This is a genomic window from Coprothermobacter sp., from assembly GCA_013824685.1.
In the GTDB taxonomy this organism is placed as follows: Bacteria; Caldisericota; Caldisericia; order Cryosericales; family Cryosericaceae; genus Cryosericum.
Genome location: PNOG01000022.1, coordinates 17,434 through 39,144, shown reverse-complemented (window position 1 = coordinate 39,144; position 21,711 = coordinate 17,434). Strand labels below are relative to the sequence as shown.

The window sequence follows — 21,711 nt, the reverse complement described above, 5'->3', positions numbered from 1 at the left end:
GTCCATTCCAAGGCTGTACATATCCAATGCCATGCCGATGCATGCCGTGCTGACGTTCACAAGAGCGGTCGACTGCTCAGACATCCGCCAATCCCTCTACTTGCTGCAGCAGTGCCGCAGTGAGCGTTCCGACGGTGACGAACATGCCGGCTCCATCGGGTGTCCCTGCCACCTCCGCCAGTGAGATGGTAATGCCAAACTCGTTCTCGAGACCCACTTCCAAGTCGACCATCAACCCCACCAGGGATAGCGAATCCAGAGTCCCTCTGGGCTTTGCCAGCAACGTTGACGGATCAAAGGAGATCCGTTGATTGGGCAACCGTTCCGAATTGAGCTGTTCCAGCGAACTCCGAACCACTTCCCCAATACGCTCGCTCTTCGTCATTTCACATCTCCTCTCTGTATGAACCCCTAAATAGACACTCTGGCAACGGGCCAATTAGCAGCCGGCTGCTCTCATCAGAATCCGTGTATAAGCGCTGACAGGCGACAGGCGAATTCCTTGTGCCCTCCCGGTGCAATACTCTGCTCCCACAATCGCGCCACGCGGCCACAATCAACCGCATATCTCCTGTCGTGTCCAGGACGATCGGGGACGAACGTGATGAGCCTGGTGTAGTCGCCTTCGGGTCTGCTGGTTTGTGCGGCGAGGGCGTGGAGGAGCAGGTGAACGAGGTCGATGTTGCTCAGCTCGTTGTCCCCGCCCACGTTGTAGATGTCTCCGGGGGTTCCCTTGCGCAGGACAGTGTCGATGGCACGGCAGTTGTCCTCGACGTACAGCCAGTCGCGGACGTTGCGGCCGTCGCCGTAGACGGGGATGGGCTCACCGGCCAGCGCCTTCTTGATGGTCAGGGGGATGAGCTTCTCGGGGTACTGGCGGGGACCGTAGTTGTTGGAGCTGCGGGTGATGAGCGTGGGCAGGCCGTACGTGCGGTGATAAGCCTGGGCCAACATGTCGCCCGCTGCCTTGGAGACGCTGTAGGGACTGCTGGGGTGCAGGGGAGAGTCCTCGGTGAACTTTGCAGTGCTCTCGATGGGTAGGTCGCCGTACACCTCGTCCGTGCTGATGTAGAGGAAGCGGGCCGTGTCCATACACGTGTCCTCCTGCCACTGCCTGCGGGCCACGTCCAGCATGACCTGGGTACCCAGGACGTTGGTGCGTACGAAAACGTCGGGGCCATCGATACTGCGGTCCACGTGGGACTCGGCGGCGAAGTGGACGACCAGCGTGGGATGATACTGCGCGAAGACGGCCTCCACGGCGGGACGGTCGGCGACGTCGGCTTGCACGAAGGTGTATCGAGGATCATCCGCAACCTCTCGCAAGTTGTCCGGGTTGCCGGCATACGTCAGCGCATCGAGGTTGATGAGATGGATATCAGGATACCGCTGCATCTGCTGGAGGACGAAGCAGGAGCCGATGAAGCCGCAGCCCCCGGTGACGAGCATGGTCTCAGCCATGGGACAGCACCTCGTGGTACCGCAGGAGGCAGTCGTCGAGGGCGTCCTCCCAGGGGCGCATGCTGTTCAGCTGTTCGAGCTCGAACTTGCGGTCGGCCAGGACGGAGTAGGCGGGACGGCGGGCAGGTGTCGGGTAGTCTGCGGTGTGGATGGGGACGACGGGGACATTCAGGCCCAGGCGGTGCACGACGCGACTCGCAAAGGCATACCAGCTGGCCTGCCCGGCGTTCACGCAGTGATAGGTCCCGGAGCAGCCGTCCTCGATGGCTGTCCAGAGCTGGTGCACGACGTCCTCGGTGAAGGTGGGAGAGCCGACCTGGTCGTCCACGATGCGCAGTTCGTCCTTCTCACGGGCAAGGCGCAGGATCGTGCGAACGAAGTTGTGCCCTGTGCTGCCGTACAGCCAGGCGAGGCGCAGGATGAGGTGGTCGGGGTTGGCCTCCCGGGTCGCCTGCTCGCCCAGTAGTTTTGTCCTGCCGTAGACGGAGAGGGGACCCGTGGGGGCGTCCTCGTCGTACGGCTGCGTCGCCGTGCCGTCGAAGACGTAGTCGGTGGAGAAGTACACGACGCGGGCGCCGACGCGCCGTGCGGCCTGGGCTACATTGCGTGCGCCCAGGACGTTGACGCGGTACGCGGCGTCCGGTTCCGTTTCGGCACGGTCCACCGCAGTGTACGCTGCACAGTTGACCACGACGTCGGGATGCGACGCTTCCATGGCCTGCCGCAGAGCACCGCGGTCGGTGACGTCCAGCTCATCCATGACGCGGGCGGTCACCTCGACCGTGGGGGACAGAAGGCGGACGACATCACTGCCCAGTTGGCCGTCGGCGCCCACGACGAGGAGCCTCACCCTGCACGCTCCTTCAGGTATTGCGCCAAGGTTGGAAGGCCGGCGTCCTTGAGCGAGACGACGGGGGTGCCGACGTCCTGGAGCGGCCAGCCCACGCGGAGTTGCTGGTCGGACCACACGATCCCCGCCTCGTCTCCCGGGTCGTACTCGGTGGAGCACTTGTACACGACCTCGGTACCGACTGCAAGCGACAGGAACCCGTGCGCCATGCCTGCAGGGATGTAGAGCTGGCGCCTGTTGGCGCCCGAGAGTTCGATGCCAAACCAGCGGCCGAACGTGGGGGATGCGGGGTCGACGTTCACTGCGACGTCCCACACCGCGCCGGAGGTACAGCGGACCAGCTTGGCCTGGGGATGCGTCTTCTGCAGGTGCAGGCCGCGGAGGACACCCCGCGCTGACCGGGAGTGGTTGTCCTGCACGAAGACGTCCCAGATGCCGGCGGTGGCAAAGTCACGGGCGCGGTAGGTCTCCATGAAGAAGCCACGGTCGTCCCCGTGCACGACAGGTTCGATCCACTGCACACCGGGTAGGTCGGTCGTGTGGAAGGTGAACTGCTCTCCCATCAGCGTGGCACCTCCTCCAAGCCGAGGTGGAGGTCGGCGGCGAGCTCACTGGCCCGGCGCAGTGACGGGAACGTGCCGGCATCCGTCCACCATCCGTCGAGCACGGCGTACGTGCAGGTCCCCGCACGGATGTAGGCGTTGTTGACGTCGGTGATCTCCAGCTCGCCCCGGTGGGACGGACTGAGCGTGTCGATGATGTCGAAGACGGCGCTGTCGTACAGGTAGATGCCGGTCACGGCGTACCTGGACTTCGGCTGGTGCGGCTTCTCCTCGATGCCCAGGATATGACCGTCAGGAGAGAGTTCGGCCACGCCGAAGCGCTCCGGGTCGTCGACCTGCTTGAGGAGCAGGCGCGCGCCGGACCCCTGTGCCATGAATGCTGTGACCGCGGGCGTCAGGTCGTCCTCAAAGACGTTGTCGCCCAGGATGACACAGCAGGAATCGCCACAGCAGAAGCCGCGGGCAAGGCCCAGTGCCTGGGCGATGCCGCCTGCCTGGTCCTGCACCTTGTAAGTGAAGTCGAGGCCGAAGTCGTGCCCGCTGCCCAGGAGTTCCATGACGTCCCCCATGTGATCACGACCGGTCACGATGAGGATGTCGGTGATGCCCGCCTGCTTGAGACGCGCGACGGGATGGTAGATCATGGGGTAGTTGCCCACGGGGAGCAGGTGCTTGTTGGTGACGGTGGTCAGGGGATAGAGACGCGATCCGGTGCCTCCTGCAAGGACGATGCCCTTCATGTATCCTCTCCTCCATGCAACAGCACACACTTGTGATCGACGAGGAACTCGTATAGAGCCTGGTTCCACTCGCTCATCATGTCCTGACCCTCGAGGCGAAGGTGCTCGTGCGCGAGGGGCGTCCGCAGGGGGCGCGGCACACGGCCGGGGATGTCGGCGGCATGCACGGCGACAAGCTGAACGTCCAGCCCGAGGATCGTCGCAACGGCGCGGGCGAACTCATACCTCGAGGTCTGGCCCTTCCCAGTGACGTGATAGAGGCCGGTGGCGCCGCGCTGGATGAGCAACATGGTCTGCTGGACGACCTCGGACGCACTCGTGGGACTCATGATCTGGTCGTCGGGGAGGGTGAGCGCCGTGCCCGATTGCGCGGACCGCACGACTGCTGTCACGGTGTTGTCGCCGTGCGCGCCGTAGACATTGGCGATGCGCAGGATCAGGCTGTCGGGATTTGCGCGCTGGACAGCCTCCTCGCTCATGAGCTTGGTGCGCCCGTACCAGTTGATTGGGTTGGGCGTGTCCCACTCGACGTATGGCCTATCCGCGGTGCCGTCGAAGACGTAGTCCGTGCTAAAGTGCACGACCTTGGCCGCCACCTTGTAGGCGGCGTGCGCCACGTTGCGCGCGCCCAGGACGTTGATGCGGTACGCCTGGTCACGCTCCTTCTCGCACGCGTCGACGCTGGGTTGGGCAGCACAGTTGATGACCACGGTCGGCTGGAGCTCCAGCACCGCACGCTCGACCGCCAGGCTGTCGGCGACATCACACTGCACATGCGTCAGGCCGGTCAGGTCGCCCAGCGACGACAGCCGGTCCCTGAACTCCCTGCCCAGGCGCCCTCCGGCCCCCATCACGACGACGGTCATGCTCTGAACTTACCACTCACGGGGGTAATGAACAGTGTACCAAGATTAGTCGAAGAGGGTCTCAAGGGTCTCACTCAGAAATTCCCGCAGGTCGTTTACCATCTCCGGACGCTGGAGCGCAAGGGCGATGTTAGCCTTGAGCAGGCCCATCCGGTCCCCGATGTCGTACCGGGTCCCCTTGAACTCGCAGGCGTAGACCTTCTTGAACGGGAGCATGGCCTCGATGGCGTCGGTCAGCTGGACTTCGCCATTCCTGCCCGGCTCGGTGTGCTCGATGGCGTCAAAGATGCCTGGCGTCAGGATGTAGCGGCCCACGATGGCGAGGTTGCTGGGTGCATCGGCGGGCTCGGGCTTCTCCACCAGGCGGCTCACGTCCCAGACGCCAGGCGCAACCTGGGTCCCCTCGATGATGCCGTAGCTGGACGTCTCCTCCCGCGGGACCTCCATGACCGCGACGACCATGCCCGGGTACCGGCGCGCGACCTGCTGCATCTGCACGAGGCAGGGTGTCGGACCGTCGATGATGTCGTCCGCGAGGAGAACGGCAAACGGGTCGCCATCGATGAAGGCGCGCGCCTGCAGGATCGCGTCTCCCAGACCACGCGGCAGCTTCTGGCGGACGTAGTAGACCTGGACCAGGTTCGAAATGCGCTGGATTGCGCGCAGGTCGTCGAGCTTGCCATGGGCCTCCAGCTCGTGTTCCAGCTCGACGGAGTGGTCGAAGTAGTCCTCGATGGCACGCTTGCCGCGCCCCGTCACCATCAGGATGCTCTGAATGCCGGCATCGATGGCCTCCTCCACGACATACTGGATGGCCGGCTTGTCGACGACCGGCAGCATCTCCTTGGGCTGCGACTTGGTGAGCGGCAGGAGGCGCGTCCCCATGCCGGCGACCGGGATGACCGCCTTACGGACTCCCGTATGTCCCATCGCACCCTCTCTGCGCTCGCTCATGGCGTACCCAGCGATGCCAGCGTTTCGTCGAACGCCTTCTTCAACTGGTCGATCCGCTCCTGCGTCGTCGCCTCGAACCGCAGGACAAGCAGGGGTTCGGTGTTGCTGGAGCGAACCAGTCCCCAGCCGTCCGCCCATTCGATACGGGCGCCGTCGATGGTGACGACCTTGACGATGGTGTGCGCCATCTTGGGGAACTTCCGACGGAACGCGTCGACGAACCCACGCACGAGGTGGTCCTTCTCCTCCTCGCGACAGGGTCTGCGGATCTCAGGGGAAGCCACCATGAACGGCAGTGTCCTGAGCAGGTCGGAGAACACGAACCTCGGGTCGGCCCTGAGGCCGTTCGCTACGATCTCCAGCAGGCGCAGGGTAGCGTAGATGGCGTCGTCGTACCCATAGTAGCGGTCTGCGAAGAACATGTGGCCGCTCATCTCGCCCGCCAGCTGGGCCTTCTCCTCGCGCATCTTCTTCTTGATGAGCGAGTGCCCCGTCGGCGACATGATGGCAGTGCCACCCAGCTTCTCCACACCGTCGAAGAGGGTCTTGGAGCACTTGACCTCCCCGATGACCTTGGCCTTGCCCGGACCCTTCCAGTGCGCGATGATGTCGGCGGCATAGATGTAGGTCAGCTTGTCGCCCCAGACGATGTCGCCCTTCTCGTCGACGGCGCCGATGCGATCGACGTCGCCATCATAGGCGATGCCAAAGTCCGCATGTTCGGCGAGCACGCGCCGGCGCAATCCCTCCAGCGTATCCAGGCGGGCCGGGTCGGGGTGGTGGTTGGGAAAGGTGCCATCCGGTTCAACATACATGAACACCACGTCAACGCCCAGCTTCTTCAACAGGGCCGGAACGACCAGTCCTGCACAGCCGTTGGCGCAGTCGATGACGACCCTGAGTCTTGGCTTGCCCGCTCCGCCCAGAGGTCCATGCCCAAACTGGCCTGCCAATTCGTCACGGTAGGTCGACAGCAGGTCGAGCCGCGACACGGTCCCACTCTGTGACACGATGGGGCGGCAGATCTCCGCCAGGTCCGCGATGCGCTGGATGTCGTCGCCATACAGCGTCTCCCGGCCGATGGCGACCTTGAACCCGTTGTACTGCGGAGGGTTGTGGCTGCCGGTGATCATGATCCCGCCGTCCACGTGCAGAGAGAACAGGGCATAGTAGAGGGTAGGCGTGGGCACGACACCGATGTCGACGACGTTGCCGCCTTGGCTCGTCATCCCGTCGATGAGCGCATCAGCAAGGTCCTCGCTGCTAGGCCGCACGTCACGGCCGACCGCGAAGGTCGGCAAGCCCGCGCCCGTCCGCTGTCGCACAAGGTGAACGTACGCCTGACCGATACGCCGGGCTACTTCGGGCGTCAGTTCCTTGCCGACCTCACCCCTGATATCGTACATGCGAAACATCGACCTGTCGAACGCCATGAGCCACCTCCCGTACACTCTCAACTGCCATGGCCAGTAACTGCCTGTCCAAGCAACGGTTCATCGGCCGCCATACGTTCCCGCCATGTCTGGATTCTTCTATCCATGATAGTCGAGGGCGCAGAGGTGTCAAACGAAAAGAGGGTCCCAATGGCAACAGGCACACACTGCCCGGACGCAGGCGGCGTGCACCACGTCACCGCGCAGGCTGGCAAGGTCACTCGCCAGGTGAACAGAACGCTTGACATTCTCCGCACGCGCAGTTACGGTAATGATAGTGGTACGAGAACCACAGGAGTTCAAAGGAGGACTTGACTATGAAACAATCGGTCCGATTTGTCTTGACACTGGTTCTGTGTCTTGTCTTGATCCTTTCAGGTGTGGCGATGGGTGCCCCCACCGCACGGGCAGCAGACACGGGGACCTGGACACAGCTTCCGCAATCAGGCAATATCCCGTCTCCTGCCATCGACCTGATCACCCTTGCCGCCTCCATTCCAATTGATTACGGTGAGCCTCGCAGTACTCATACGTCGCTGGCGTATCCTGCAGGCACCGGCGACGTGCGCTCCTATGGCATCGATGTCTGCATCGATGCCTTTCCTTCTGATCCTGACCCAGAATGGTTGTACTATTTCGCCATCCAGACGAATTTCTCAGATGGGGGAGGCGCTGCCCATGGTGGTCTGCAATGGGCAGCCGGTGGCCAGAAGGCGAATTGGGGTGGTTACAGCCTGAGGCGAATGGGCGACACCCAGAGCATCGTGGTTGATCAACCTTGGGTGATAGGAAGATGGTATCACTACCACGCTGAACGTGAGGCCCAGCAACGCGACGGTAGTTGGGCATGGGGATTCCGGATCACGGACCTGAGCACAAACACAGAGCGCGACCTGGGAGAGATCTACTCCAAAGGAAGCTCTATTGATGGCTGTGTTGTCTGGATGGAAACCGGCTACGGCGTCGTTGCTACCACGCCCCGTGCCCAAGTCCGATGGCGCAACCCGGTCTACACATGTGGGGCGCTGCAAACCCCAGGGCACCCTGTGGCAGGGTACGCCAATTACAATGGCACTTGCGTCGAGCCTCACACGACCGACCAGCGACTCATCTCAGCCAGTCCTCGCGAATGGGTCCAGCTGACCAACGCCCCCGTGCGGACTACTCCTCTTTCCAGTTGCCTGTGGGAGGAGAAGTCCTTCACCCTGACCACCACCTCTTCTCCTCCCACCGGTGGTACCATCGGCAGGTCTCCCGATGCCCCATCCTATGCGTCTGGTACTGCCGTCACCCTCACTGCTACCCCCGCTGCTGGGTATCGCTTTGTGAACTGGTCTGGTGATCTCACGGGCAGCACAAACCCAACAACCGCTACTATGAACGCGAATAGTACTGTTACCGCCACGTTTGCTGTTCACACGGACACGCTGACGCCCTCTGCGGGGACGGGAGGCACCATCACCCCAGACGCCCTGCAGACCGTCCCCGAGGGTGGGAGCAAGACGTTCACCATCGCTCCGGACGCAGGCTACCACATCCTCGATGTCACGGTGGACGGTGTCTCCGTTGGGGTTGTGACCAGCTACAGTTTCACGAACGTTCAAGCCAGTCACACTATTCACGTCTCCTTCGCGCCCGACGCCTATGCCCTTACGGTTACGTCTCCGGTCAACGGCACGATCACAAAGACCCCTGATCAGACTTCGTACCTCGCTGGCACTATTGTCACGGTCTCAGCTACCCCAACTGCCGGTTACACATTCACCGGGTGGTCCGGCGCTCTCACGGGTACGAAGAACCCCACGACCATCGCAATGGATGCAGACAAGACTGTCACGGCTTCCTTCGCTGTAGAGGTCAAGAGAGTCATTGAGCTGAAGATCGGGAGTAGCACAATGCTTGTGGATGGCAGCCCAGTCGTTCTGGAGGCAGCCCCCATCATCCTCAATTCACGTACGTTTCTCCCCATCCGCGCAGTCGTCGAAGCGGTCGGAGGGACTATCGCCTGGGAAGCGTCGGAACGGAGAGTCACCATCGTGCGGAAAGCCATGACAGTGGAGCTGTGGATCGGCAGGAACGTGGCACTGCTGAATGGTCAGTTGCTCCAGATCGACAGCGATCCCAGGGTCGTTCCCCTCATCAAGAACGGAAGAACGCTCCTTCCTCTCCGCTTTGTCTCGCAAGGGCTCGCACTGGACGTCGAATGGAACCCAACCACCAAGGCGATAACGATAACGTTTACACCGTAGGATAGAGTGACAGGCAGCCCCCGGCCCGTGCCACGGGCCGGGGCTCTGCAAATTCTAACTAGAAATGACTGACGCCTTGACAGAATCTTGAGCAAAGGTAACCTAGACTCATGAGGCTTTGAAGACGGCTCCAAGCGCAGGAAACTAGAACCCAGTAGCAACAATCCATAATCTGTTGGACTCCAAGGGGGAGGGATCATGAGGAAGTGTCTGTCGGTTCTCATCGCGGTCTGTCTGATCGTTTCACTGTTCTCCGGCGCCATTGGACCCGTGCCCACGGCTGCAGCATTTGCAGACGACGGCTTCATCATCTCGGAGTACATGGAAGGCAGCAGCTACAACAAGGCAATAGAACTCTACAATGGCACGCTGAGCAGTATCGACCTCTCGGCGTACAGGCTTGTTCTGTACTCCAACGGCTCGGTTTCGGCGACTGCAACACTCGTGCTTTCGGGGACTCTTGTTGCGGGCGACACCTACGTTATCGCAAATGCAAGTGCAGTGTCTGCGATCACTTCCGTGGCGGATGTCCTGAGTTCCTCGGTCATCAACTTCAACGGCGACGACGCCGTTTCGCTTGAGCGTGTTTCGGACGGATCTCGCGTCGACGTGTTCGGTCAGATCGGCTTCGACCCCGGGACCTACTGGGGCGATGCAACGAACAATACGCTCAACCGCACATTGGTGCGCAAGTCGTCAGTCATGAAGAGTGATCCCGACGGGAGCAACGCCTTCGATCCATCGCTGGAATGGGACTTCTATCCCCAGGACACGTACACATATCTCGGAACTCATACGATGGCCGACGATGGCTTCATTATCTCCGAGTACATCGAAGGCACCAGCTACAACAAGGCGATAGAAGTGTACAACGGAAGAGGGTTGGCGATAGACCTTTCGAAGTACAAGTTGTGCCTGTACACGAATGGCGCTGGAAGTCCAAGCCAGACACTCTTGCTGACGGGTACTCTTGCCGCAGGTGACTGCTATGTCATCGCGCACGGGAGTGCCGACGCAGCCATATTGGCCGTAGCTGATGTCATAAGCTCCACGGTCATCAACTTCAACGGTGACGACGCCGTTTCGCTTGATCGAGTTTCGGATAGCTCTCACGTGGACGTGTTTGGTCAGATCGGCGTTGACCCCGGGACCTATTGGGGAACTTCCCCCATTACGACCCAGGATCACACGCTGGTGCGCAAGCCCTCAGTCATGAAGGGCGATCCCGACGGCACCGATGCCTTCGACCCCTCCCTGCAGTGGGATGCTTATGCAGTCAACGATTTCTCGCATCTCGGGTCTCATACGATGACGGCAGGCGTGGCTCCCACGCTGGACTGGACGGGAGAACCGAACTACGTGTCTGACGGTCTGGATCCACAGACGGGGAGTAATCTGACGACCTTCATATACCGCGTCAAGTACGCGGATGCCGACAACGACGCTCCGAAAGCTGGCTATCCCGTTGTTCACATCCTGAAAAGCAGCGTAGAGACCGTCGGCAGTCCGTTTGCCATGAACGAAGCTGATGCTGGCGACACGACCTATACCGACGGAAAGCTTTATACCTACTCAGCAACGTTGATGCCAGGGGACTACTCGTATTCCTTCGAGGCGAAGGACTTGGGCGGTGCGAATGCCACGGGAGCCCCCGCTGTTACAACAGCAGGCCCCACCGTCTCAGGTGATTCTACACCGCCTGACATTTTCGGTCTCACTCCCCCCCGCTACTCGACAATCTATGAGAAGAGGCCTGCGATTTCGGCCGAGTTCAGCGATGCCGAGAGCCCCATCGACACATCTTCTGTCTCTATCTCGGTCGACGCCGTCAATGTCACAAGTCTCTCGACAGTGACCTCTTCCGATGTCACGTACGTTCCTGCAGCTGACCTTGCGCTGGGTACGCACACCGTTGCCGTCAGCGTAAGCGACGATGTCGGGAACACAAAGAACATCAGCTGGTATTTCACCGTGATCCAATCCTTGGCGACGCCAGGCCACTATCTGGGCGATATCCACTCGCATACGTCGTATTCCGATGGCGCATTGACTCCTGCTGACGCCTTCGCCTATGCCAGAGATACGGCGAATGTCGATTTCCTTGCCATCACCGATCACTCCAACAGCGTCAGTTCAGCCGAATGGGCGGACACGCAGACGCAGGCAGGCAGCTTCACCCAGAATGATTCATTTGTCGGGCTTGCAGGGTTCGAATACACCAATAGCGCCGAAGGACACATGAATGTCTACAACACGTCGACCTATGTCAGCAGGAATGATGCAAACTACGACACGCTGGCAGAATTCTACGCCTGGTTGAAGACGCAGCCGGATGCCATCGCCGAATTCAACCATCCGTTCACCCTTCAGGACTTCGGTTCCTTCGGCTATGACGCCGCTGTCGACCAGAAAGTGACACTCCAGGAAGTCGGCAACGGCTCCCCCCCTTATTCCTATGCGCGGCTCGAGGCGTCCTACATCTATGCTCTTGACAAGGGCTGGCACGTGGGTGCCACCAACAACCAGGACAACCATGCTGCGAACTGGGGCTTCCCCCCCAACAACCTCACGGGTATCGTGGCCAGTTCGCTCACAAAAGCAGAGGTTCTTGCTGCAATGAAGGCCATGAGGACCTACGGGACGGAAGACAGGAACCTCCAGCTTTCCTTCCTTGCGAACGGGTACTGGATGGGCTCAACCATCCCAAGTACAGAGGGAGAGACCATCAGCTTCCATGTCGAGCTCGTCGATCCCGATTCGGCCGACAGGATCGCCTCAATACAGATCATCACGACGGGAGGACGGGTCCTTGCCTCGACGACGGGCAGTTCGAACAGCATGAGCTGGGACTACGCCTATACGAATCCGGGCGGCGGTAACTGGTACTACCTCAAGGTGGTCGAAGCTGACGGGGACATTGCCATTTCCTCTCCGATCTGGACTCCGCCAAGCGACGTCGACCTGCGCGTCACCAACCTCACGTCTTCGCCTTCGGTCGCATTCCCCAATGAGCCGCTGACGCTGACCGCGACGGTCAACAACTTTGGCCTGTTCGCATACAGCTCGCTGAGCGCGCATTTCTATCTCGGCAATCCTGCGGACGGTGGGACGCTGATTGGCACAGGCACGGTCGATGTGGCAGTCGGTGGAAGCGATACCGTGTCCATCACCTGGACACCTGCGGCAAGTGGAGTCGTCACGGTCTACGCCGTGCTGTCCGGCCCCCCCGAGGACCCTGTCGTCGACAATACGGCGGCTCTCGGCATCACGGTCATCGAGACGATCGACCATACTGTCGTGATCGACAGGTACCACAAGAACGACTACACGTCGACGTCAGGACTGTACAACCTGACGGAGTTTGCCGATCTGCTCAAGAACAACGGCTACAAGGTCCTCGAGAACAACGCTCCCTTTACCACTGCCACTCTTCAGGATGTCGACCTCCTGATCATCCCATATCCTCAGAGTGGGACTGGCCGAAGAGATATCTCCGTCGACGAGCAGGCAGCCATCAGTGCGTACGTCAGCGGTGGCGGCGCGTTGCTCTTTGCGGGCAAGTCCAACTATGGTGAGGATCCCACACGCTACAACGATTTCCTCACGTCGATGGGCATCGGGATCAACCTCAATAGCGACAACGTGTACGATGACGTCAACAACTACGGATACCAGTGGTCCCTCAACGTCCTCAACTTCCCCGAGACCCCCAGCGGCATCGGAGATGACATCTCCAATGTCAGATTCTTCAGTGGCGAAACGCTCATAACACCGGCCAGGACGCCTCTCGTGTCGGACCCGGCGAAGAGTATCGAAGTGCTCGGCTATGCCAACCAGACAAGCTGGGATGAGGATGACACGACAAACCTGACCCACGTTGGGGTCGGGTACTACACGTACAGCTACCACTCAAACCCGGGCGGCGCACAGATGCCGACCATGGCCGTCCAGACGCTCCCGACCGGTTCGAGAGTCGCGGTTCTTGGGAGGTCGATCTTCTCGAACTACGAACTGGGCAACTGGGTGGATGAACAGGCGGCATGCAACAACGAGGCATTCTCACTCAACCTTGTCGACTGGCTGTGCAACTACACCAGGGTACTGAGCATCGCAGAAGTCCGCGAAGACCTGAACAGCGACGGCATTCCAGACAGGCTCGGGGAGACCGTAACCATCGAGGGTGTCGTCACTGCCGGTTCTGGCACTTTCTTCGACGTGATCTACCTCCAGGACGCAACCGGCGGAATCACGGTATTCGGTACGATTCCCTCAGATGTCAGAATCCCGTTGGGTGCGGTCCTTCAGATGAAAGGTGTTGTCGATGCGTACAACGGCGACATTGAACTTCAGTTCAGCGATTTTACCGACGATTTCATCTGGGTTGGATGGACGACTGAACCTCTACCGAGAGCATTCACGACCGGCGCACTGGGACACAATGAAAACGAAGGCTGGCTTGTGAAGGCAGAGGGCTTCGTCACACAAATCATCGACGCGGGCACCTGCGTGACCGATGATGGTTCAGGCCCCATCGTCGTGTTCATCGACGGGTACGTCGGGACGCTTCCCGTGGACTTGAGAGTTGGAGATTACCTGTCGAGCATCGGCCTGTCCGGCGAGTACGCGTATGGTCGCAGGGTACGAGTGAGAAACGCAGGTGACGTCGGTATCCTCTATGCCGTTGACGCATTCGTCATCACGGTTACCGCCGGTCTTCATGGCAAGGTGACCCCCGGCACGGGCCCGCTTGCCTACCACGCGACACAGGCCTACGCTGTCAAGCCCGACCCCGGCTATCTGATTGACACCCTGGCCGTCGACGGGGTCATCCTCAAGGATGCGGCCTGGAAGCTCAGCTACACCGTGACCCTCACGGACGTCGAGAGCAACCACACGATTGCCGTGACGTTCAGGCCTGTGCCTGACATGCTGGCGCCCACCATCACCCTGCCGGACTTCAGGAGTATGGCTGGCGTGACCGGCTGGTCCGGAGGGCCGGTCCAGACCTTCATGGTGGGGGCCTCTCCCTTCCCGCTCACATTCATGCTGGACGACAACAGCGGGTCCGCGAAGTGGACTATCAAGGCGAACGGTATCGTGATCGTGGACCCGGTCGGGACCGGTTCCGTCACCTACCCTGTGCCCCTTGCAGAAGGTCGCAATGACGTTGAGATCAGTGCATCCGATGCTGCCGGCAACTACACGCTCCAGAAGCTGGTCATTTACCTGGACAGCCAGAATCCAGTGCTGATCTTCGATCCTGCACTCCCTGCTTCCGTCACGAAACCCGGGCTGACCATTACCGGCAGTGTCACAGATGCCGTCTCAGGCCTGAGGTCGATGACCATCAACGGAACAGAAGTGATCCCGTTCCTGGACGGTTCCTTCCGTGAGACGCTCATCCTTGGAAAGGGAGCCAACAGTATCGTCATCGAAGCAAAGGACAAGGTCGGTCACACGGTAAGCTCCACTTTCATCGTGACCTATACCCGTTCAGCCCTGCTTCCTTCCTTCAAGACCGTCACGCTCACCATTGGCAAGGCTGAGATGGACGTGAACGGCATGCTCGTTGCCCTCGACGCTGCGCCCGTCATCCAGAATGGCCGCACCCTGCTTCCACTCCGTGCTCTCATCGAGACCCTGGGAGGCAAGGTCGTCTGGAACGCTACCACCAGGACCGCAACAGTCACGCTCGGCAGCCGTACCGTGGCGGTGACCATCGGTGACCCGATGGGTCTGGTAAGTGGCAAGAAGGTTGCGATTGACGGCATGAACACCAAGGTCGTTCCTGTCATCATCAACAACCGGACTTTCCTTCCTCTCCGGTTCATCGCAGAGAACCTGGGCCTCGACCTTGCCTGGGACGCACTGAGCCGGACCATCTCCTTCACCTACTGGCCGTAACGCCAAGCCTTATCTTCCACACTCCCTCCGCCCCCGACAAGTTGCCGGGGGCGGTTTGCGCAAGGCCCGCACAACTCGTGTTCGGGCAGTGCGGGCCTGTATGATACGCTGAGGCTGTCTGCTACGGGTCGACGATGAACTGCCCCCGCACCATGTTCATCCAGCATGCGAAGGGGACGGTGCCGGCTGTGGCGGGCGCAGTGAAGGTGATGACGTTCTTGCCGGACGTCAGCGCCTGTGAGATGCTGAGGCTGGGTACGACGATGCGGTTGGTGCATGACGTGACCTCATCTCCCCAGATGTTCCAGGTAATCCGCGCTCCCGCCTTGATGTGAATGATCGAGGGGTCCCAGCCGGAGTACTTGACGTGCATCTCGACGGTCTGAGCAAGCGGCTGGGCCACCGGATCCTTCACGGTGAACGTGAAGGGATTCACCTGTGATGGGCTAGTCCCTCCTGGTCCTGTCGCCACCACGGTCCAGCTGTAGGTGCCGACCGCCAGGAGCCCCGCCGGTACAGTGAACGTGAGCAAGGTCAGGCCTGACTTGTCGAGGATGACGTCCGCCCCCTTGCGGATGACGACCCGATACGTCGTCGCCCCGCTCACGGCATTCCAGCTCAGCGACGGCGTCTTGTCGGTCGACGAAGACGTATCGCCAGGCGCCGTGAGAACGGGTGCAGCAGGTGGCAGTATCAGTTCCTTCACCATGAACACAAAGGGCTTCGCCTGTGGTGCGCTGGTCCCTCCGGGTCCCGTCGCTGTTACGGTCCAGCTATAGGTTCCGACAGTCAGGAGCCCTGCGGGAACGGTGAACGAAAGGGCAGTCAGACCTGACCGGTCGAGGATGACGTCCGTCCCCTTACGGATGACGACCCGATACGTCGCCGCCCCGCTCACGGCATTCCAGCTCAGCGACGGCGTCGTGTCGGTGGACGACGACGTGTCAGCCGGCGCTATGAGGGCGGGTGCGGAAGGCACCGGAACGGTCGTCCCGCCGAAGTCGAGCGTCACCACCTGGGTCGCGGGAGCCCAGCCTACCGTCGCCCCAAGCTGCTCACCTACGAACCGCACGGGCAGCATGGTTCGCCTCTTCACGATGACGGGAACGACGAGTGCGTTGGCAGGGTCGATCGCCACCGGTATGCCATTCACGGTCGCAAACGACTTGGCGATCATGAGTTCCAGGGTCTTCGTGCCAAGAACGACGCCGACAGCCCTGCGTGCTGCATCCCACGACACTGTACCGCCCAGCGCCTCGACGATTGCGCGTACCGGCAGCATGGTGCGTTCCTGGATGATGACCGGGACTGCCCCAGTCGAGTCAATGAAGGTGCGCACGGCGTCCACCTGCATGATCGGGTCACCCACCCGCAGGACGATGGTCTTCACGGACACTGCGTCGGCAGACCGCAGAGATGGAGCCCACGCACAGCTCATGATGATTCCCAGCAAGACAATAAGGGCGATTCCCCTTCTGATGTTCACGGCTGCCACCTCAGTCGTCCACGACGATGGTGCCGCGGACCATGCCCATCCAGCACGAATAGGGGATGTTGCCAGCGGCTGTGGGCGTGAAAGTGATGAGGTTTTCGCCGGGGCCGATGTCTTTGGAGATGTTCAGGCTCGGGATGATGATGCGGTTCGTGCATCCAGTCACTTCGTCACCGAACACCGCAAAGGTCACGGAGGCGCCCTTCTTCACGTGCAGGACCGCCGGCTCGAATCCCGAGTACTTGATATGCATCTCGATACGCTGGCTGGTCGGTGGCGTCGTGGTCGGTGGTGTGGTAACGGGTGGAGTTGTGACCGGAGGTGTGGTGGTGGGCGGTGTCGTCACGGTCGTGCCGGGCGTGATGCGGCCGGTGAAACCAAACAGGCGCGCACCCGAACTGAGCGTGAAGAGTGCGAATGCGATCACCAGGAGACCGGCAGCCTTCTGAACGATTGCCACCTTGTGCTGACGCGTCCACGAGGCCGTGATGCCCGCCGTGAACAGCACGGGCAGGGTCCCCACCGCAAACAGGGCCATGATGAGCCCGCCGCGCACGAAGCTGCCTGACCCGAGCGCCATGATCTGCATGCTCTGCGTGAACCCACACGGGAGGAAGAAGGTGAGGCCCCCGAGCGCGAGTGGCATGACCGGACTGCGAGACGTTTTCATCCGGTCGAGGCCCGATGTCAGGCGCGCGGGCATCTTGATGCCCAGACGCGTCAGTGACGGGGCGAGCCCCAGGATGTTGAGGCCGAGGAGTAACATGAACACGGCGACGGCCATGGTCAGGACCGACATGAACCGGCCGGAGATGGACAGCTCCCCGCCGATGAGTCCGAGGACACCACCGAGAACAGCAAAGGTAGCGATGCGACCCAGATGGAAGAGGATGTTCGGGCGCACGACAGCCGACGCAGCGCTCTCGCCCGGAGCCGCCTGGTATGTCTCAGCAAACGCGATGACGATGGCCCCGACGACCGCCAGGCAGGTGCTCAGCGACGCGACGACGCCCACGAGAAGGGCTACGCCGTAGCTGGCTCCCGTCGATGACGTCCCCAGCGCGCTCATCAGGCCCGAGCGCTGGAGCAGGGCGAAGAGCCCGACCAGACCCCCGGCGATGAGAGCCGCGACAGCCCACTGCCACAGTGGCATCTTCTGTTGTCCTGCGGGTGCAGGACGGGATGTCGCAACCGTGTAGCCATACTTCTCAGCGCGTGCCCTGAGGGCCGCCATACTCGGCGCACGGTTGTCATAGAGGATCTCGGCGGTCTGCGCGCCAAGGTCGACCTTGACGCCACGCACGCCCTCGACCTTCTTGAACTGGCTGGTAATGAGAGTCGAGCATGCATCACAATGCATACCGCCGACGTAGACTTTCGTGCTCTTCATGGTTACTCCTGTCACTCCATATACTTGTCGAGGATAAGGATGATCTCGTCGATCTTTTCCGGGCCGGCACCGTGCTCCAAAGCATCGCTCACACACGTGTTCATGTGCTGACGGAGGATCGTGATGTTGGCTTTCTTCAGCAGGGCTGCGGCCGAAAGGATCTGCTTGGAGACGTCGATGCAGTAGCGGTCCTCCTCGATCATGCGGATGATGCCGTCGATCTGACCCCGGGCGGTCCTGAGCGTGTCCAGAGCCTTCCTGCTTTCACATGAACAGTGATCCATCATACCCTCCTAGACAAGGTTGTAGAATCTGAGCAGTTTCCGCGCTGTGGACTTCCGTCCCTGCGCGTCCATCACGGGCACATCCGCCAGGACCCAGCCCTGGACGTTGGCCACGTTCACCCCTGCATCAGCAAACGGCTGAGGGTTCAGCACGAACACGAGGTCCTTGTCGTTGGCTTGCTGGTCCTTCGCCCACTCGACCATGTTGCCGCCACCCAGCGCCAGCCCGAAGTGCCCGAGCGCAGCGTGGTAGCCCAGCATCATGCGGTGGTTGCGGACAAGGTCCTGCAGAGCCTGCAAGGGCTGTGTCTCGGCACCGTCGCTGAAGCTCCCGGTCCCCTTGTCATACCGCATCACAATGCGGGCGGATGCACCGTCCCCCTCAACCTGGGAACCCGCAGGAAGCAGGGACGGGTTGAGGCCGGCAGCCAGGAAGGGGCGAGCGTCCAACGTGACGACAAGCTCGTTCGAACCAGTCGCAGTGCCACCGCCAAACGTCAGCGTCTCTCCTCCTGGCGAGGTAAGCAACCAGGCTCCAGCAGCATCGTTGCGCGCAACCGACATCTCTGGAGCGCGCAAGAGGGTATCGTAGGACCGGACTGCATGGACCGCGACCACATCCGGCGCCATGAATGCAGCGCCGAACACAACCGCGGCAAGCACGAGGGATACGGTGAGGATTCGTGTGACACTCATGTGCGTTCTTCTCCCTTCGCGCAGACTACAGGTCCGTGACCGGGCCGGGCGTGTAGCCGACGTCGGTGATGGCAGCAGCAAGCGCCTCGTTGGTGACCGGAGCATTCGTGTCCACGGTCGCCGTGCCGGCTTCCAGACTCACGACGACGTCCGTGACCCCGGGGACCTCCTTCAGTGCCTCAGTGATGTGCATGACACAATGCTTGCAGATCATGCCCTGCACCTTGATGAGTTTCTTCATGTGATTCCTCCCTTGTTGTATGAATGCTACCTGCGAGGCTTGAAGCCGCGCAGTCTGAGTGCATTCGTGAGGACCGAGACGGACGACAGCGACATGGCCGCCGCGCCGATCATCGGGTTGAGCTTCGGGCCGCCGAACGCGTACAGCAGGCCTGCGGCAATGGGGATGCCGAGCGTGTTGTAGCTGAACGCCCAGAACAGGTTCTGCCGGATGTTGCGGATGGTCGCCTTGCTCAGCTGGATGGCCGTCGCGACGTCCATCAGGTCGCTCTTCATGAGGACGATGTCCGCTGACTCGATGGCGACGTCCGTGCCGTTGCCGATGGCAATGCCGACATCTGCCTGCGCCAGCGCCGGAGCGTCGTTGATGCCGTCGCCGACCATGGCGACGCGCCTGCCCGCTGCCTGCAGCTTCTTCACTTCCAGCGCCTTGTCCTGTGGCAGGACCTCGGCCAGGACGCGGTCGATGCCGACCTGCCGACCAATGGCCTCGGCCGTCCTGCGGTTGTCGCCGGTGATCATGGCGACCTCGATCCCCATGTCGTGAAGCGTCTTGATGGCACGAGCGCTGCTTTCCTTGACCACGTCCGCCACCGCGATGACACCGATGGCCGTACCGTCCCGGGCGATGAACATGGGGGTCTTGCCGTCTTCGGCAAAGCGGTCGACGGCGGATGCAAGTGCAGCGACGTCCACCGAATGCTCGGCCATGAAGGCGGCGTTGCCCAGCAAGACGTGCGTGGAACCCACGGTGCCCTCGATGCCGCGTCCCGGGACCGAGGCGAAGTCCTCCAGGGGCTGCAGCGCGATGTTCTCCTCCTGCGCCGCTCTGACGATCGCGGTTCCAAGCGGGTGCTCCGAGTTCTTCTCGGCGGAGGCCGCCAGACCCAGGACCTCAGCCCGTTCCACACCGGGGACCGTCACGACGTCGGCGACGACCGGCCTGCCCTGCGTGATGGTGCCGGTCTTGTCGAAAATGACCGTCTGCACCTTGTGTGCCATTTCGAGTGCCGCGCCACCCTTGATGAGGACACCGTATTCGGCACCCTTGCCGGTGCCGACCATGATGGCCGTGGGTGTCGCGAGCCCTAGTGCGCACGGGCACGCGATCGTGAGGATAGAGATGAAGATGGTCAGTGCAAATACGCTGCCCTTGCCGGCGATGAGCCACGCTGCAGCGGACAGGACGGCGATGACGAAGACGATGGGCACGAAGTACCCCGAGACGACGTCCGCCAGCTGAGCGATCGGCGCCTTGCTGCCCTGCGCGTCCTCGACCAGCTTGACGATCTGAGCCAGGACCGTGTCGGCCCCGACGTGCGTGGCGCGGAACGTGATGGAACCGTTGCCGTTAATGCTGGCGCCCACCACCTTGTCGCCCGGATGCTTCTCCACCGGGATGCTCTCGCCCGTCAGCATGGACTCGTCGATCGACGTGGCGCCGGTCACGACCTCGCCGTCTACCGGGACCTTCTCGCCCGGACGGACGCGGATAAGGTCACCGACCTCCACCTCGGCCACCGGCAGCTCGACCTCACGGTCGCCCTGCACGACGATGGCGGTCCTGGGCGCAAGGCCCATGAGCTTCTTGATGGCCTGTGACGTGCGCCCCTTGGAGACCGATTCCAGCGACTTGCCCAGCAGGATCAGCGTGAGGATGACGCCGGCGGTCTCGAAATAGAGATCCCCCACGGAGCCGAACGAGCCCTGGGCGATACGCCAGGTCGAGTAGACACTATAGAGGATGGCTGCGGACGTGCCCATTGCGATGAGCGAGTCCATGTTCGGGGCCCGGTGCCAGATGGCCCGGAATCCCACGATGTAGAAACGGTAGCCCGCCGCGATGCTCGGGATGACCAGCGCAACCTCCACCAGCGCGTAGCGCAGGGGGAAGTCCATGGGACTCAGCCAGGCGGGAATGCGCCAGCCCAGCCACGGTATCATGGGGCCCATCGCGAGGTAGAGCAAGGGAACCGCAAACAGAGCGGAGACAATGAACCGCTGCCAGAGGGAGCGGGTCTCCTGCGTCTTGCGCTCGGCGTCCTCGTCGACATTCGCCGCGGTGACTTCCACGTCGAGAGGCGTGTAGCCGGCTGCGGTGATGGCAGTCTTGAGAGCGGACATACGGACGATGGACGGGTCATAGATGACGGTCGCCTTCTCCGTGGTCAGGTTCACCGAGGCGCTAGAGACGCCAGCGAGCTTGCGGAGCGCGCGTTCGATAGCCGCAGAGCACGCCGCGCACGTCATGCCACGCACCGGGATCACGACGGTCTTGGCGCCAGATGCTTGCGCAACGCCGTATCCGGCCTTCTCGACGGAAGCCTTCAGCGCCTCATCGTCGACCCGGGCTTCGTCATACTCGACGGTCAGCTTCTCGGTGGCGGGGTTGACCACAGCTGAGACGACGCCGTCCAGCTTCTTCACCGAGCGCTCGACAGCCACTGCGCACGCGGCGCAGGTCATGCCAGTGATTCCGAGGTCCTTTGTCTTCAACTCTTCCTCCCACTTACCGTCACGAGCGGCTACGTGTTCCATGTCGGTTGGTACCCCACCCCTCCAGGGGTGTGCATTCATCCTACCTAAGTC

16 protein-coding genes are annotated in these 21,711 nt (G+C 61.6%); 2 read left to right on the top strand and 14 right to left on the bottom strand.

Going from position 1 to position 21,711, the window contains the following annotated elements:
• Positions 1–76: 76 nt before the first annotated feature.
• From C0398_07250 to C0398_07215, 8 genes are all read right to left on the bottom strand, one after another.
• Positions 77–385: a hypothetical protein gene (locus tag C0398_07250; GenBank protein ID MBA4365772.1), complete on the bottom strand. Its 309-nt coding sequence runs from the start codon at positions 383–385 to the stop codon at positions 77–79.
• 74 nt (positions 386–459) lie between these two features.
• Positions 460–1,461, bottom strand: a complete 1,002-nt coding sequence (gene rfbB, locus C0398_07245; GenBank protein MBA4365771.1) for a dTDP-glucose 4,6-dehydratase — start codon at positions 1,459–1,461, stop codon at positions 460–462.
• A complete protein-coding gene (rfbD, locus tag C0398_07240) occupies positions 1,454–2,311 on the bottom strand; it encodes a dTDP-4-dehydrorhamnose reductase (protein ID MBA4365770.1) in 858 nt (285 codons plus the stop codon). Before rfbD (C0398_07240) ends, rfbB begins: the two co-directional genes overlap by 8 nt.
• Positions 2,308–2,874, bottom strand: a complete 567-nt coding sequence (gene rfbC, locus C0398_07235; GenBank protein ID MBA4365769.1) for a dTDP-4-dehydrorhamnose 3,5-epimerase — start codon at positions 2,872–2,874, stop codon at positions 2,308–2,310. Before rfbC ends, rfbD (C0398_07240) begins: the two co-directional genes overlap by 4 nt.
• Positions 2,874–3,614, bottom strand: a complete 741-nt coding sequence (locus tag C0398_07230) for a spore coat protein (protein ID MBA4365768.1) — start codon at positions 3,612–3,614, stop codon at positions 2,874–2,876. The genes rfbC and C0398_07230 overlap by 1 nt, the downstream gene beginning before the upstream one ends.
• On the bottom strand, positions 3,611–4,480 hold the full coding sequence (rfbD, locus tag C0398_07225; GenBank protein MBA4365767.1) for a dTDP-4-dehydrorhamnose reductase: 870 nt from the start codon (positions 4,478–4,480) through the stop codon (positions 3,611–3,613). Before rfbD (C0398_07225) ends, C0398_07230 begins: the two co-directional genes overlap by 4 nt.
• 45 nt (positions 4,481–4,525) lie before the next feature.
• Entirely contained in the window at positions 4,526–5,410 is an 885-nt protein-coding gene (galU, locus tag C0398_07220; GenBank protein MBA4365766.1) for a UTP--glucose-1-phosphate uridylyltransferase, read from the bottom strand.
• Between the two features lie 20 nt (positions 5,411–5,430).
• Positions 5,431–6,867: a phosphomannomutase gene (locus C0398_07215; protein ID MBA4365765.1), complete on the bottom strand. Its 1,437-nt coding sequence runs from the start codon at positions 6,865–6,867 to the stop codon at positions 5,431–5,433.
• 317 nt (positions 6,868–7,184) lie between these two features.
• Here C0398_07215 and C0398_07210 point away from each other — a divergent pair, with 317 nt between their 5' ends.
• Positions 7,185–9,116, top strand: a complete 1,932-nt coding sequence (locus C0398_07210; protein ID MBA4365764.1) for a hypothetical protein — start codon at positions 7,185–7,187, stop codon at positions 9,114–9,116.
• 198 nt (positions 9,117–9,314) lie between these two features.
• The gene (locus C0398_07205; GenBank protein ID MBA4365763.1) at positions 9,315–15,020 is read left to right on the top strand and encodes a hypothetical protein; all 5,706 of its coding nucleotides are present in this window, start codon (positions 9,315–9,317) and stop codon (positions 15,018–15,020) included.
• Between the two features lie 121 nt (positions 15,021–15,141).
• Here the strand turns inward: C0398_07205 and C0398_07200 are convergent, their stop codons facing one another.
• From C0398_07200 to C0398_07175, 6 genes are read right to left on the bottom strand one after another with little or no spacing between them, the layout of a single operon-like run.
• Entirely contained in the window at positions 15,142–16,515 is a 1,374-nt protein-coding gene (locus C0398_07200) for a hypothetical protein (GenBank protein MBA4365762.1), read from the bottom strand.
• A gap of 1 nt (position 16,516) precedes the next feature.
• Positions 16,517–17,902, bottom strand: coding sequence for a hypothetical protein (locus C0398_07195; protein MBA4365761.1), 1,386 nt, complete (start codon positions 17,900–17,902; stop codon positions 16,517–16,519).
• 11 nt (positions 17,903–17,913) lie between these two features.
• Positions 17,914–18,186, bottom strand: coding sequence for a BCR family protein (locus C0398_07190; GenBank protein MBA4365760.1), 273 nt, complete (start codon positions 18,184–18,186; stop codon positions 17,914–17,916).
• A 9-nt stretch (positions 18,187–18,195) separates the two neighbouring features.
• Positions 18,196–18,882 carry a hypothetical protein gene (locus C0398_07185; GenBank protein ID MBA4365759.1) on the bottom strand — a complete coding sequence of 229 codons (687 nt, stop codon included), beginning with the start codon at positions 18,880–18,882 and terminating at the stop codon, positions 18,196–18,198.
• Between the two features lie 25 nt (positions 18,883–18,907).
• Positions 18,908–19,123: a hypothetical protein gene (locus C0398_07180; GenBank protein ID MBA4365758.1), complete on the bottom strand. Its 216-nt coding sequence runs from the start codon at positions 19,121–19,123 to the stop codon at positions 18,908–18,910.
• Positions 19,124–19,149: 26 nt separating this feature from the next.
• Positions 19,150–21,618, bottom strand: coding sequence for a copper-translocating P-type ATPase (locus C0398_07175; GenBank protein MBA4365757.1), 2,469 nt, complete (start codon positions 21,616–21,618; stop codon positions 19,150–19,152).
• Positions 21,619–21,711: the final 93 nt, after the last annotated feature.

Bases quoted from the DNA above. Each gene is read 5' to 3' on its own strand.
- rfbD (MBA4365767.1), bottom strand. From the start codon at position 4,480: ATGACCGTCGTCGTGATGGGGGCCGGAGGGCGCCTGGGCAGGGAGTTC.
- C0398_07205 (MBA4365763.1), top strand. From the start codon at position 9,315: ATGAGGAAGTGTCTGTCGGTTCTCATCGCGGTCTGTCTGATCGTTTCA.
- C0398_07210 (MBA4365764.1), top strand. From the start codon at position 7,185: ATGAAACAATCGGTCCGATTTGTCTTGACACTGGTTCTGTGTCTTGTC.
- C0398_07215 (MBA4365765.1), bottom strand. From the start codon at position 6,867: ATGGCGTTCGACAGGTCGATGTTTCGCATGTACGATATCAGGGGTGAG.
- C0398_07195 (MBA4365761.1), bottom strand. From the start codon at position 17,902: ATGAAGAGCACGAAAGTCTACGTCGGCGGTATGCATTGTGATGCATGC.
- C0398_07230 (MBA4365768.1), bottom strand. From the start codon at position 3,614: ATGAAGGGCATCGTCCTTGCAGGAGGCACCGGATCGCGTCTCTATCCC.
- galU (MBA4365766.1), bottom strand. From the start codon at position 5,410: ATGGGACATACGGGAGTCCGTAAGGCGGTCATCCCGGTCGCCGGCATG.
- C0398_07180 (MBA4365758.1), bottom strand. From the start codon at position 19,123: ATGAAGAAACTCATCAAGGTGCAGGGCATGATCTGCAAGCATTGTGTC.
- C0398_07190 (MBA4365760.1), bottom strand. From the start codon at position 18,186: ATGGATCACTGTTCATGTGAAAGCAGGAAGGCTCTGGACACGCTCAGG.
- rfbC (MBA4365769.1), bottom strand. From the start codon at position 2,874: ATGGGAGAGCAGTTCACCTTCCACACGACCGACCTACCCGGTGTGCAG.
- C0398_07250 (MBA4365772.1), bottom strand. From the start codon at position 385: ATGACGAAGAGCGAGCGTATTGGGGAAGTGGTTCGGAGTTCGCTGGAA.
- C0398_07185 (MBA4365759.1), bottom strand. From the start codon at position 18,882: ATGAGTGTCACACGAATCCTCACCGTATCCCTCGTGCTTGCCGCGGTT.
- rfbB (MBA4365771.1), bottom strand. From the start codon at position 1,461: ATGGCTGAGACCATGCTCGTCACCGGGGGCTGCGGCTTCATCGGCTCC.